The organism is Chitinophaga hostae, assembly GCF_018224885.1.
Taxonomy (GTDB): Bacteria; Bacteroidota; Bacteroidia; order Chitinophagales; family Chitinophagaceae; genus Chitinophaga; species Chitinophaga hostae.
Genome location: NZ_JAGTXB010000009.1, coordinates 15,175 through 28,123, shown reverse-complemented (window position 1 = coordinate 28,123; position 12,949 = coordinate 15,175). Strand labels below are relative to the sequence as shown.

The window sequence follows — 12,949 nt, the reverse complement described above, 5'->3', positions numbered from 1 at the left end:
TGTCTAAAGGATTTTTTTGTTGTTCACGTGAATAATGTTGTGCTGTAAAATGAATTTCAAGTTAAACGACTGTTCTATTGTAAGGATCGCCTGTTGGAGATTGTTGGTCGGAAGATATCCGGTAAAAAGCAACTGCTCCATGTCTTTTTCTTCGAATGCTACTTTATAATCATATTGTTCTGCCAGTTTTTGCATCACTATTTTCAACGGTTCGCTTTTAAATGCCAGCAGGTTATATTTCCAGGAGGTCTGGAAAAGTGTGTCTACTTTTTGTCGCGACAGCACCTGTGTTTTGGCGTCAAAGCTGGCTTTTTCCCCTGGTTTCAGCAGCAGTGATACCGGTTGTGCTGGGGTGCCTGCATTTACTTTTACGCTGCCTTCATTCAGTACTACTGCGGCGGTGCCATTAGCGGTATTGACGTTGAAGGCGGTGCCCAGTACATTAACATCTACCAGGTTGGCAGCGTGTACTATAAAGGGTTTCGTGGCCTGATGGTGTACCGTAAAAAAAGCTTCTCCGCTGAGCCATACTTCACGGCGGTTGCCGGCCGTGAAAGACTTGTTCAGGGACAGGCGGCTGTGCTGATTGAGCCGGATGACCGTACCATCTTCCAGCTGAATGGTTTGTACCTGTTTTGTATTGTTGACAAAAACGCGGCGGTCGTTCTTCTCTCTATAGTAAAATACAGCGAGGGAAGCCAGGCCAATTAACGGGATCAGGGCGGCAGCCACTCTAAATCCGGACTTTTTCCACCACGGGATAACGATAGCTTCCGGGGACGCCTCCATAATAGTGTTCCATACTGCTGCGGCATCCGGAGCAGGCATTACGGAACCAGTTCCGGGTATCCATACATCTTCCACTTCGGGCAAAGCATCCGGTGCAGGCTCATTTAGCAGCCAGGCGAGGAGCTGTTCCTGCTCTTCTGCTGTGGCTTTGCCTTGCGCCTGTTTGATAAAAAGGGCTTTGATCCGGTCCTTATTTTCTTCCATTGTTCCTCGTTGACATGATAGTAATACGATCGGGATGATCTAAAAGACGATCGGGGGGAAAAATATTTTTTTATTGATGGCAGATGTGACAAAAAACGGCCATCACTACGGTGATATCAGCGTGGTGGCAAAGGTAATGCCGTACAAAGCGGGAAGCCTTTACCAGCTGGTCTCTGACGGTATTAACGGAAATACCCAGGTGGTCGGCGATTTCCTGGTTGGAAAGTCCCTGCATTTTACTCATCCTGAAAATCCGTTGCCGTTGGGCGGGCAGTTGGGCGATAGCAGTCATTTTGATAGTCTCCAGCTGGCGGGTGTAGAGGATATCCTCCATAGCACCGGTATCTTCTGTGTACAGTTGCAGAAAATGTTCGCGGAAATTTTTATCGTGTACTGCCTTTTTCAGGTAATCGAATACGTAATGGCGGGTGCTGGTAAAGAGGTAGGCTTTGAGCGACAATGCGGGATTCAGGTGTTCCCGTTTCAGCCATATCTTCATAAATACTTCCTGTACTGCATCGGATGCCACATCGGGCAGGCCGCAAAGCTTAAGTGTATAGCCGTATATGGGATCCCGGTATTTTTCATACAATTCGCGGAAGGCCGTCTCATCTCTCTCCATTATCCTTTTACACAGTATTTCATCTGTTGCATCCTGCATGCCAACAAGTATTTGGGTAAAAAAATGCCATCATTTAACAACAAGCACCAAATATAAAAAAATATCAGAGAGAGAGCGGAGGATAGGTGGCTATCGTCAGGCGATGGCCCTGAATTGTGCATTTAGTTCATCGATATAGGTGAGTATAGCATCTCTGCCTGATTTCTTTACAGTAGAGGTAACGAAGTTGGCCGGGAGAAACTGCCATGTTTCCTTCATTTTGTTCAGGAATGCCTTTACGTTGCGGCTTACTTCTGCCTGGGTGCTTTTATCGGCCTTGGTAAATACTAGGCTGAAAGGAATATTCCATTCACCGAGCTGGTTTACGAAGTCCAGGTCTATTTTCTGAGGCTGGTGGCGGCTGTCGATCAATACAAATACGCTGACCAGGTTCGGGCGTTTGCGCAGGTAGTTTTCGATCATTTGCTGCCATTGGCGGCGCTGCGACAAGCTTCTTTTGGCGAAGCCATAGCCGGGCAGATCCACCAGGTACCATGCGTTATTGATGGCAAAATGGTTGATCATCTGTGTTTTACCGGGGGTGCCGGAGGTTTTGGCTAACTTTTCATTGTTTGCCAATATATTGATCAAAGAAGACTTACCGACGTTAGAACGGCCTATAAACGCGTATTCCGGCCATATCGGGCTGGGACATTTTTCCCAACCGGGACTACTGATAAGATATTCTGCTGACTTAATTACCATGATGATATTTGCTTTGTTCCATTAAAAAAGGCGGATCCCCGTATTTGCTTACTACATTTCTTTAACTTTGCGGACTATGTCAGGAAATGCAAATATTCAGAAGATCGTTCCCTTTGAAGGGTCAAAATTAAGCAAGAAGGAGCAGATAGCGACCATGTTTGATGATATTGCTCATCGTTATGACTTTCTCAACCACTTTATGTCGCTCGGAATCGACATTATCTGGCGTAAAAAGGCATTGGGATATTTAACGTCGCTTCAGCCGAAACTTATGCTGGACGTGGCTACTGGCACCGGGGACTTTGCAATTATGGCGGAACGCCGGCTCCGGCCCGATAAAATTGTGGGGATTGACATTTCCGAGGGAATGCTGGCGCATGGACGGGAAAAGATCGAAAAACTGGGGTTAGGTAATAAAATTACGCTGCAAAGCGGCGATAGTGAAACAATAAGTTTTCCGGACAAGACGTTTGATGCCATAACGGTAGCTTTCGGTGTGCGGAATTTTGAGCACCTGGAAAAGGGGCTTTCTGACATGCGTCGTGTGTTGAAACCAGGTGGTAAGTTGGTGATCCTTGAATTTTCGAATCCGACAGTTTTTCCCATTAAACAATTATATAATCTGTATTTTCGTTATATTACACCGCTGCTCGGGAAATGGATAGCAAAAAGCCAGGCGGCCTACAGCTATCTGCCAGAATCTGTGAAAGCGTTTCCGCAGGGTGAAGCAATGCGAACTATTTTAACTAACACAGGTTTCCAGGCCGTTACATGCAAAACGCTTACATTCGGCATATGTTCTATTTACTGCGCTACGCGCTGATATTCATTTTACTGGCCGGCACCCTTCCTTCGAGGGCCCAGACCAATATGAATATGATAGAACACGATGCAAAACCCTATTACTTTGGTATTACGCTGGCTGCAAACCAGTCGTATTTCAAGCTCGAACATGCTCCTGCTTTTCTGGCGAGCGACTCTATCATGGTGGCGGAGCCGCTGAAAACGATGGGGTTCAACCTGGGATTGCTGGCAAATGCCAGGCTCACAGAGCATTTCGATCTTCGTTTTAACCCCCAGCTCATTTTTGCCTCTAAAAACCTGTATTACCGGGACACCTACCCCAAGCCCCAGGATACAGAAAAGAAGATAGAATCCATTTTATTGAGCTTTCCGCTGCAGATCAAGTTTAAATCGGACCGTATCGGCAATATGCGTGTATATACCATTGCCGGTTTGAAATACGATTACGACCTGGCCTCTAATGCACGTTTGCGCCGGGCCGACGACCTGGTAAAGATCAGGAAAAGCGACTACGGCTATGAAGTAGGCGCCGGGTTTGAATTCTACTTTGAAAGTTTCATTTTTGCGCCGGAGTTTAAGATCAGCAATGGCTTCGGGAATGTACATGTACAGGATCCCAACCTGCGCTACTCTAATGTGGTAGAGAAGCTGCAATCCCGGATGATTGTGTTTTCCATTCACCTGGAAGGGTAAGGCGGAGGGGATCGCCTTCGGCGATTGTCTTTGGGCAGGATGAAGATGATTAAAATGATTTTTCTGATTTTACCTTTTTTTGATAGTGGTTGTTTCCTTTTGGGACAAGCATTTTGGAAAAGAGAATTATATAATTTAGAAAAAAACAAAAGGCAATAAAATCATCATCATCCGGCCTAAATAAAGCTCCTGTAAAAGATGTAAGCATCTCGCTAAAAAAGAAATAAAATCAGAAAAATCACCTTAATCATCTTCATCCTGCCCAAAGACAATCGCCGAAGGCGATCCTCCGCTTCTTCACTAATTTTTCTACCTTTGCGCCATGCAAAATTACCTCATCAGGAATATAGCCGTGGTAAACGAAGGGCGCACCACGGTACAGGATGTATGGATCAGGAACAGCCGCATTGAAAAAATAGCGCCCAATATCACTGTCAGCGGCCAATACACAGAAATCAACGGAGAGGGAAAACACCTGCTGCCAGGCGTTATCGACGACCAGGTGCATTTCCGCGAGCCAGGACTTACCCAAAAAGCGACCATTTATACGGAAGCACGCGCTGCCGTGGCCGGGGGCACTACCAGCTTTATGGAAATGCCCAATACCAAGCCCGCCGCACTTACCCAGGAGCTGCTGGAAGATAAATATACCATTGCCCGGCATCATTCATTGGCCAACTACTCCTTTTTTATGGGAGCGGCCAACGATAATGTGGAGGAGATCCTGAAAACAAACGCCAAAAAAGAAAGTGTTTGCGGTGTAAAAATATTCATGGGCTCTTCTACCGGCAATATGCTGGTAGATAACTACCTTACCCTGGAAACTGTTTTTTCCAACAGCGAACTACTGATCGCTACCCATTGCGAAGATGAGAAAATCATCCGTGCCAACATGGAAGCTTTCCAACGTGAAAAAGGCGACCAGCTCACAGCAGCCGACCATCCGCTGATACGCAATGTGGAAGCCTGTTTCGAATCATCGCTGGTGGCAATACAGTTTGCACAAAAACACAATGCCCGGTTGCATATCCTCCATATTTCCACGGCCAGGGAACTGCAGTTGTTCAGCAATATGCTGCCGCTGGAAGAAAAGCGTATCACCGCAGAAGTATGTGTACATCACCTGCATTTCACTGCCGATGATTATGCACAATATGGCAACCTGATCAAATGTAACCCCGCCATTAAAGCGGCGGAGAATAGAACTGCGCTGTGGCAGGGACTCCTGGACAATCGCCTGGATATTATTGCTACCGATCACGCCCCGCATACCTGGGAAGAAAAACAACAGCCCTACCTGCAGGCTCCGTCCGGCGTACCGTTGGTTCAACACAGCCTGTTACTAATGCTGGAATATGTCCGCAAAGGAGATATCACGATAGAGAAAGTAGTGGAGAAAATGAGCCATGCACCCGCTGTTTGCTTCCAGATAAAGGAAAGAGGATTTTTGAGAGAAGGCTACTTTGCTGATTGCGTAATCGTAGATCTCCATGGCAATACCAACGTACATAAAGAGAACATCTATTATAAATGCGGCTGGAGCCCATTTGAGGACCATACCTTCCCGGCAGCCGTTACCCATACTTTTGTAAGTGGCCACCTGGCCTACAGCGAAGGCGTGTTCAACGAAAACACGCTGGGGCAGCGGCTGGCATTCAGCCGCTAGTGGGAGCGGAAGGCAGAAAGCAGAAAGCCATTAAAGCGGATGATATAAGCGATAACCGGCTTATCATCCGCTTCAATGGCTTTTTGCTTTGGGCGTTGAGCCTTCCGCTTTTCTTTCTTATGGAATTTTTCTATCCTTGCATCTTCCACCGTATATTCACTAAAAAGATGCTGCATGCAACTGGACAAAACATCCTACTACGACCTGTCTATTTTTAACCGCGACGAAGAATTTTCTTTATTTCACCGGCTTGACTTTACCACTACCTCCGGTGGTCGTGAATACCTGCGCCAGTTATTCAGCAATCCATTATCCGACATTACATCGATCCAGCACCGGCAACAGGCATTACAATACATCCTCGAGCGGGAAAGCAACTGGCCATCCATTATTTCCAACGGCACGGTGGTAGTGGTGGAAAACTATATGGAGGCCCAGATTGAACCCATCTCCAATACCGAGGGACTGGGATTATATATACAGGCAGTGATCAATAAAACATTGTATGCACCGGATTTTGGGTTCATTAAATTTTCATTTACCCAACTGGTAAACCTCCTAAAGGGATTCCGTTCATTCATCAACGCATTTCAGTCGGACAACACCCCCAAGGTGCTGAAAGTAATGCTGGACAGGGCGCAGCAGCTGCTCAGCAAAAAAGATTTTTATGATATCCTGAAAGCCGATGAAGATGGTAAACTGAATTACATAGAAATTTTGCGGTATGATAATTATATCAGGAAAAGACATACAAAAGTAATTACAGAGCTGGTAACCCTGTACCAGCAACTGGACGCCTACTACGCCATGGCCAAAGCCATCAAGCATTACAACCTTATATTCCCCAGCTTTTCCGGTAGCAGCAGGCCGGTCATAAAAGCGGAGCAGCTATACCACATCATACTTCCGGAACCCGTAGCCTACGATGTGAAGCTGGATGAACAATCACATTTTATGTTCCTCACCGGCGCTAATATGGCGGGTAAAACCACTTTTATCAAAGCGGTAGGCGTAGCCGTATTCCTGGCGCACATCGGGATGGGCGTACCGGCACAAAAAATGGAGCTGAGTTTCTTCCATGGCATCTTTAGTAACATCCAGGTGCAGGATAATATTTTCAAAGGAGAAAGTTATTTCTACAGTGAAGTATTACGCATCAAAAATACCATCCTGCAGATCAACAACGGAAAAAACTGGCTGGTATTGATTGATGAGATGTTCAAAGGCACCAATGTGGAGGATGCCAGGAACTGTTCCCTGGCTGTTATCAGGGGATTATTACAAAGCACTAACTGTTTATTTATACTGTCGACCCACCTGTATGAAATAGCTGAAGACCTGAGCGGGGAACAACGAATTCAATTCAAATATTTTGAATCGACCGTTATTGACGACGACCTGCACTTTACTTACCTGCTGAAAGATGGTATTGCAAAAGAAAAGATCGGCTACCTGATCCTGAAAAGGGAGAAGGTGTTGGATTTGCTGAGGCAAATCCGATAAGGGGAAAGCAGAAGGCAGAAAGCAAAAAGCTATTGAGGCGAATAATAAAGGTGGAATACCATCTATCAGGATAATTCGCCCCGATAGCTTTTTGCTTTTTGCTTTCTGCTTTTTGCTTACATTAGCATTAGTTAACCCAATATCCATATGATTGTTAAAACCTTCGGCAGCGCCATACAGGGCGTTAATGCCATTACGATTACCATAGAGGTAAATGTATCTTCCCAGGGAAACAGGTTATTTATTGTTGGACTGCCGGACAATGCTGTAAAGGAAAGCGAGCGGCGTATTGAATCCACTATCCAGTGTATGGGGCTGCGTATGCCCAGGACCCGGACGGTGGTAAACATGGCCCCTGCTGATATCCGTAAGGCCGGCGCGGCTTACGACCTCCCTATTGCAACGGGTGTTATGGCGGCTTCCGGGCAAATACCCGCCATACACCTGGAGCATTACCTGATGATGGGCGAGCTTTCGCTCGACGGTACCATACAGCCTATAAAAGGTGCATTGCCTATGGCTATGCAGGCGCAAAAAGACGGCTTCCGCGGCTGCATACTGCCTAAACAAAATGCCCGGGAAGCCGCAATGGTGAAAGGATTAAAGGTGTATGGCATTTCGCACATTTCTGAAGCGGTAAATTTTCTAACGGATCCGGATACACTGGAACCGGTTGCGCCGGCACCGGATGAATTCTATATCACGCAGGACCAGTTCGAGGTAGACTTCAGCGAAGTAAAAGGGCAGCAGCAGATAAAGCGTGCGCTGGAAATCGCTGCTGCGGGAGGACACAATGCGATATTAATTGGTCCGCCCGGAGCAGGAAAAACCATGTTGGCCAAACGTCTGCCCACTATCCTGCCACCGCTTACGCTGCAGGAAGCGCTGGAAACCACCAAAATACATTCTGTGGCAGGGAAGCTGCCGGCGCATGCCCCGCTGATCATACACCGCCCGTTCCGGTCGCCGCATCATACCATCAGCGACGCTGCGCTGGTGGGCGGTGGCAGCTTTCCGCAGCCCGGAGAAATTTCCCTGGCGCATAATGGCGTATTGTTCCTGGATGAACTGCCGGAATTTAAACGCAAGGTGCTGGAAGTGATGCGGCAGCCGGTAGAAGAAAGAAAGGTGACGATTTCCAGGGCCAGAACAGCTATCGACTTCCCTGCGAGCTTCATGTTACTGGCGTCCATGAATCCTTGTCCCTGTGGCTATTTTAACCATCCGGAAAAGGAATGTACCTGTGCGCCGGGGCAGGTGCAGGATTATCTTAACAAAGTATCCGGACCACTGCTGGATCGTATTGATTTACATGTGGAGGTAACGCCGGTTAAGTTTGCGGATCTGTCGTCGGTGCATGCGGCGGAAAATAGTACGTATATACGTGACCGTGTGATTGCCGCCCGCAGTGTACAGGCAGAGCGGTTTGCCGGTTATGCGGGTATCTACTGTAATGCGCAGATGCATAGTAAATTGCTGGCATCCGTATGTGTGATCAGTGATCGTTGCCGGGAACAGCTGGGAAAGGCGATGCAGAAATTAAAGCTATCGGCGCGAGCGTACGACAGGATATTGAAAGTCAGCAGAACGATTGCCGACCTGGAAGGCAGCAGCAGCGTGGAGCCTGTACATATGGCCGAAGCCATACAATTCAGGAGTCTCGACCGGGAAGGCTGGGGCAATTAGGCTAAATGCTCAGCTCTTCCTTATAGCTTTCGCTCAGTTTCTTCTGCAGTTCTGAGGGCACCGGTGCGTATTCTGCAAACTGTGATTTAAGTTTTGCCTTGCCTTGCGTAACATTGCGCAGGGCGGCAAAGAGCTTATCTATTTCTGCCTGTGGTGTACGTGCTTTGATAACCTGGTAGCCATTTAGTGTATCCATCCCCGTTATGATGCTGCGGTGACTTTGCAATTCGCTCATAATGTCGCCCATCATTACATCGGGGGCAACGGCTTCCAGGTCAAAAACCGGTTCCAGCAGCTGGGGAGCAGCCTGGTGGAAGGCCTCGCGGAAAGCCATCATACCGGCTATTTTGAAAGAGATATCGTTACTGTCTACCGGGTGCATTTTGCCATCGTATACGCTTACCCGTATATCGCGTACATACGATCCCGTTAGCGGGCCTTCCTGCATTTTTTCCATTACGCCTTTGAGTATGGAAGGCAGGAAGCGGCTGTCGATGGCGCCGCCTACGATACAATTGTTGAACACCAGTTTACCGCCCCAGTTGAGTGCAATTTCTTCTGATTCGCGGACGGTGTGTTCTTTGTAAGGCGGCATTCCCTCATACCAGGGCTCAATTTTCATAAACACCTCTCCGAACTGGCCGGCGCCACCTGATTGCTTTTTATGGCGATAGGAAGCCTGGGCCGATTTCTGGATGGTTTCGCGGTAGGGTATTTTAGCGGTATGAAAAGCGATCGGCATTTTGTAGATGTTTTCCAGCCGCCATTTGGTAACCAGCAAATGTAATTCTCCCTGTCCGTGGAGGATCACCTGTTTTAGTTCCCGGTTGAACTCTATCAGCAGGGTGGGATCTTCCATATGAATTTCAGCTAATACTTCGCTGAGCTTTTCGTCGTCGCTTTTATTTTTTGCTTCGATGGCCACCCTTACTTTAGGAGAGGGGAAGTCGATGGCAACGATATCACCGGGGAAATTTTTTTCGGCCAGGGTATGATTGGTGAAGGTATTTTTCATTTTAAGGGTACAACCAATATCCCCCGCCTGCAGCCGCTCCACGCTGTTACGGTTTTTACCGTCGGCAATAAACAGCTGGCTGATACGCTCGGTGGTGTTGCCCTGTGTATTGATGAGCTCCATACCGCTTTTCACTTCTCCCGATATCACCTTAAAATAGGTAAGTCGCCCAATATGCGGTTCCTGTAATGTTTTGAATACAAACAGCGCGGCGGGTCCTGCCGGGTCGCAGGGAACGGATTTACCATTAACAGTGGTTTCGGGCGGCATTTCCACGGCGGAGGGGGCTACATTGTCGATAAAGCCCATCAGGCGGCCGCTGCCCATATTTTTCTTTGCAGACAAACAGAATACGGGGAATACCTGGTGGTTAAGCATCCCGATTTTAATGCCCTGGCGCAGTTCATCTTCATCGAGGCTCCCTTTCTCAAAGTACAGCTCCATTAGTTTGTCGTCGTTTTCGGCGGCTTTTTCCACCAATTCGTTGTGGAGCTGATCGGCGCGTTCCTTTTCGTTGTCGGGAATGGGCAATTTTTCCGGTTTTCCGCCATTTTCGGGGAAACGGTACATGGTCATTTTCAGGAGATCGATGATGGCATTGAACCCGGGCCCCTGGTTAACGGGGTATTGCATCAGGGTAATGGGGTGGCCGAAGACCCGTACCGCGTCTTCCACGGTTTTGTTAAAATTGGCCAGTTCGGCATCCAGTTGGTTAACGGCCAGGATGGTAGGTTTCCGGTACTTATCCACATAATCCCATATCATTTCAGTGCCTACTTCCACGCCATACTGGGCGTTGAGCAACAGTACGGCGGTATCGGATACACGAATGGCGGCAATCACTTCCCCTATAAAATCTTCCAGTCCGGGGGTATCAATAATATTTATCTTATAATCTTTCCATTCTGTGTGCATCAGGGTCGCATATACGGAATTACCGCGTTCCTGTTCAATTTCATGATAGTCTGAAATTGTATTGTTTTCCTCTATGGTACCGCGTTTACTGATGATGCCGGCTTCGAAGAGCATAGTTTCGGAGAGTGTAGTTTTGCCGCTTTTGGGTGCACCTAACAGTACGATGTTTTTAATGTGTTTTTCATCATACGTCTTCATATGTGGAGATTTATATGGATAATCGTTATCACCTGTGCCTTTAAAAGAACTTACTATTAAGTTAACGTTTTTTGACTAAAATAGGCGGTACTTTTCCCTGCAATATGTTGCAACATGCAGTAACTTTGCACCTCAGGAAATCGGACATATGAAACTATTACTGCATTATTTAAAGAGATATAAATGGTTGGTCGTATTAGCAATGGCTTTGGCCAGTATTAACCAGCTTTTCTCACTGATGGACCCGATGATCTTTGGATGGATCATTGACAGGTTTGCATCTCATCCCAAATTAACCGAAAAGGGGGGATCTGTTTTCAGGCCGGAAAACGACTATTTATGGGGCGTACTGCTATTGGTTGGCGCTGCCATAGGCGTGGCCATGGTATCCCGGATAGCCAAGGCTTTCCAGGACTATTTTGTAAACGTGATCGTACAGAAATTCGGCGCCCAGGTATATACAGACGGGCTTAAACATTCCCTGCGACTGCCTTATCAGCAGTTCGAGGATCAGCGCAGTGGTGAAACACTGGCTATTCTGCAGAAGGTAAGGGTAGACTGCGAAAAGTTTATTACTGCTTTTGTGAATGTGTTGTTTGTATCGCTGATAGGCGTTGTGTTTGTGATGGTGTATGCCACTACTGTACACTGGACATTGCCTTTCGTATACCTGACAGGGTGTATTTTACTGACTATCCTGATGAGTGTACTGAGCAGGAAAATTAAGGTGATACAGAAGACGATTGTAAAAGAAACCACTGCGCTGGCAGGATCTACTACTGAATCGCTCCGTAACATTGAGCTGGTAAAGAGTTTGGGATTAACCAACCAGGAAATACGGCGGTTAAATTCCACTACGCTGAAAATTTTAATGCTGGAACTGAGAAAAGTGCGGAGCATCCGCAGTATCAGTTTTGTGCAGGGTACTTTTGTGAACCTGATGCGTTCCAGTATCCTGTTTCTCCTGTTGTTTTATATTTACCGGGATACCGTGAGTATAGGGCAACTGATGACATTACAGCTGTATTCCTTCTTCATTTTCGGACCGTTACAGGAGCTTGGTAACATCATCCTGAACTACCGTGAGGCGCAGGTATCGCTGTTAAATTTCCAGGGCATCCTGAGTACACCGGTAGAAGAAATGCCGGTTAACCCGGTGAAAGTGAACCATATCAATGAGCTGATGTTTAAGCAGGTAGGATTTAAGCACCTGACTGCGGCGACCAAAGCGCTTGACAAGGTAAACTTCTCCGTAAAAGTTGGTGAAACCATTGCCTTTGTAGGACCATCCGGATCCGGTAAAACCACGCTGGTAAAGATGCTGGTAGGTTTATACAAGGCTGCGGAGGGACACATTTATTACAACGGTGTTGACGCCAATGAAGTAGATATGGAAGAACTGCGTCACCAGGTGGGCTTTGTAACGCAGGATACACAACTGTTTGCGGGTACTATCAAAGAAAACCTGTTGTTTGTGAATCCAGGCGCTACAGATGCCGAAGTGATGGAAGCACTGAACAAAGCTTCCTGTTATAGTTTGCTGGCGAGGGCCGACAAAGGCCTTGAAACGGTGATCGGTGAAGGCGGTATAAAGATTTCCGGTGGAGAAAAGCAACGTTTATCCATTGCGAGAGCATTGCTGCGCAAACCGCGCCTGCTTGTATTTGACGAAGCTACATCTGCGCTGGATTCCATTACAGAAGAAGAAATTACCACTACTGTCCGCGAAGTAACGGCGACCAAACAGCATATTACGGTGATGATTGCGCATCGTTTGAGTACCATTATGCATGCCGATCGTATTTACGTACTGGAAAAAGGCCATATCGTAGAAATGGGTAAGCATGAGGACCTGGTAGCTGAAAAGGGCTTGTATTATGCGATGTGGAGACAACAGATCGGTGAGCGTAAGGTAGAAGTGGTGTAATGCGAAGGGGATCGCCTCCGGCGATTGTCTTTGACCAGGATTAAAATGATGATGATGATTTTCCTGATTTTATTTTTTTTAGAAAGATGATTATTTCTTTTCTAAAGATTTTCGAAACAGGATAGGGATGATTTTTAGAAAAAGCTTAAAATCATCATAATCATTTTAATCATTTTAATCCTG

11 protein-coding genes are annotated in these 12,949 nt (G+C 46.9%); 6 read left to right on the top strand and 5 right to left on the bottom strand.

The window, feature by feature from the left end; all coding sequences use genetic code 11:
• Nucleotides 1-3: 3 nt before the first annotated feature.
• The 3 genes from KE626_RS18570 to yihA all read right to left on the bottom strand — a co-directional run bounded on the left by KE626_RS18570 (nucleotide 4) and on the right by yihA (nucleotide 2,359).
• A complete protein-coding gene (locus KE626_RS18570; protein WP_211974437.1) occupies nucleotides 4-993 on the bottom strand; it encodes a FecR family protein in 990 nt (329 codons plus the stop codon).
• A 70-nt stretch (nucleotides 994-1,063) separates the two neighbouring features.
• Nucleotides 1,064-1,654, bottom strand: coding sequence for an RNA polymerase sigma-70 factor (locus KE626_RS18565; RefSeq protein ID WP_211974436.1), 591 nt, complete (start codon nucleotides 1,652-1,654; stop codon nucleotides 1,064-1,066).
• A gap of 96 nt (nucleotides 1,655-1,750) precedes the next feature.
• The gene (gene yihA, locus KE626_RS18560) at nucleotides 1,751-2,359 is read right to left on the bottom strand and encodes a ribosome biogenesis GTP-binding protein YihA/YsxC (RefSeq protein ID WP_211974435.1); all 609 of its coding nucleotides are present in this window, start codon (nucleotides 2,357-2,359) and stop codon (nucleotides 1,751-1,753) included.
• 76 nt (nucleotides 2,360-2,435) lie between these two features.
• On the opposite strand from yihA, the gene ubiE reads away from it, so the two are divergent.
• The 3 genes from ubiE (at nucleotide 2,436) to KE626_RS18545 (ending at nucleotide 5,522) form a co-directional block, all read left to right on the top strand.
• Complete coding sequence (ubiE, locus tag KE626_RS18555; protein WP_211974434.1) at nucleotides 2,436-3,182, top strand: bifunctional demethylmenaquinone methyltransferase/2-methoxy-6-polyprenyl-1,4-benzoquinol methylase UbiE; 747 nt, start codon at nucleotides 2,436-2,438, stop codon at nucleotides 3,180-3,182.
• Nucleotides 3,155-3,856, top strand: coding sequence for a type IX secretion/gliding motility protein PorT/SprT (gene porT, locus KE626_RS18550; protein ID WP_211974433.1), 702 nt, complete (start codon nucleotides 3,155-3,157; stop codon nucleotides 3,854-3,856). Before ubiE ends, porT begins: the two co-directional genes overlap by 28 nt.
• Before the next feature lie 322 nt (nucleotides 3,857-4,178).
• Nucleotides 4,179-5,522 carry a dihydroorotase gene (locus KE626_RS18545; protein ID WP_211974432.1) on the top strand — a complete coding sequence of 448 codons (1,344 nt, stop codon included), beginning with the start codon at nucleotides 4,179-4,181 and terminating at the stop codon, nucleotides 5,520-5,522.
• On the opposite strand, the gene KE626_RS18540 is transcribed toward KE626_RS18545, so the two are convergent.
• Nucleotides 5,519-5,698, bottom strand: coding sequence for a hypothetical protein (locus KE626_RS18540; RefSeq protein WP_211974431.1), 180 nt, complete (start codon nucleotides 5,696-5,698; stop codon nucleotides 5,519-5,521). The two genes, KE626_RS18545 and KE626_RS18540, sit on opposite strands and share 4 nt — an antisense overlap.
• Between KE626_RS18540 and KE626_RS18535 the strand changes: the two genes are divergently transcribed.
• Both KE626_RS18535 and KE626_RS18530 read left to right on the top strand, forming a co-directional pair.
• Nucleotides 5,697-7,025, top strand: a complete 1,329-nt coding sequence (locus tag KE626_RS18535) for a MutS-related protein (RefSeq protein ID WP_211974430.1) — start codon at nucleotides 5,697-5,699, stop codon at nucleotides 7,023-7,025. The genes KE626_RS18540 and KE626_RS18535 overlap by 2 nt on opposite strands.
• 147 nt (nucleotides 7,026-7,172) lie before the next feature.
• Nucleotides 7,173-8,711, top strand: coding sequence for a YifB family Mg chelatase-like AAA ATPase (locus KE626_RS18530; protein WP_211974429.1), 1,539 nt, complete (start codon nucleotides 7,173-7,175; stop codon nucleotides 8,709-8,711).
• 1 nt (nucleotide 8,712) lies between these two features.
• On the opposite strand, the gene KE626_RS18525 is transcribed toward KE626_RS18530, so the two are convergent.
• A complete protein-coding gene (locus KE626_RS18525) occupies nucleotides 8,713-10,839 on the bottom strand; it encodes an elongation factor G (protein ID WP_211974428.1) in 2,127 nt (708 codons plus the stop codon).
• Between the two features lie 148 nt (nucleotides 10,840-10,987).
• On the opposite strand from KE626_RS18525, the gene KE626_RS18520 reads away from it, so the two are divergent.
• The gene (locus KE626_RS18520; RefSeq protein WP_211974427.1) at nucleotides 10,988-12,766 is read left to right on the top strand and encodes an ABC transporter ATP-binding protein; all 1,779 of its coding nucleotides are present in this window, start codon (nucleotides 10,988-10,990) and stop codon (nucleotides 12,764-12,766) included.
• Nucleotides 12,767-12,949 lie beyond the last annotated feature (183 nt).

What these genes read in the sequence shown, in the direction of transcription:
- KE626_RS18570 (WP_211974437.1), bottom strand. Translation starts at nt 993, where the DNA reads ATGGAAGAAAATAAGGACCGGATCAAAGCCCTTTTTATCAAACAGGCG.
- KE626_RS18565 (WP_211974436.1), bottom strand. Translation starts at nt 1,654, where the DNA reads ATGCAGGATGCAACAGATGAAATACTGTGTAAAAGGATAATGGAGAGA.
- yihA (WP_211974435.1), bottom strand. Translation starts at nt 2,359, where the DNA reads ATGGTAATTAAGTCAGCAGAATATCTTATCAGTAGTCCCGGTTGGGAA.
- ubiE (WP_211974434.1), top strand. Translation starts at nt 2,436, where the DNA reads ATGTCAGGAAATGCAAATATTCAGAAGATCGTTCCCTTTGAAGGGTCA.
- porT (WP_211974433.1), top strand. Translation starts at nt 3,155, where the DNA reads ATGTTCTATTTACTGCGCTACGCGCTGATATTCATTTTACTGGCCGGC.
- KE626_RS18545 (WP_211974432.1), top strand. Translation starts at nt 4,179, where the DNA reads ATGCAAAATTACCTCATCAGGAATATAGCCGTGGTAAACGAAGGGCGC.
- KE626_RS18535 (WP_211974430.1), top strand. Translation starts at nt 5,697, where the DNA reads ATGCAACTGGACAAAACATCCTACTACGACCTGTCTATTTTTAACCGC.
- KE626_RS18540 (WP_211974431.1), bottom strand. Translation starts at nt 5,698, where the DNA reads ATGCAGCATCTTTTTAGTGAATATACGGTGGAAGATGCAAGGATAGAA.
- KE626_RS18530 (WP_211974429.1), top strand. Translation starts at nt 7,173, where the DNA reads ATGATTGTTAAAACCTTCGGCAGCGCCATACAGGGCGTTAATGCCATT.
- KE626_RS18525 (WP_211974428.1), bottom strand. Translation starts at nt 10,839, where the DNA reads ATGAAGACGTATGATGAAAAACACATTAAAAACATCGTACTGTTAGGT.
- KE626_RS18520 (WP_211974427.1), top strand. Translation starts at nt 10,988, where the DNA reads ATGAAACTATTACTGCATTATTTAAAGAGATATAAATGGTTGGTCGTA.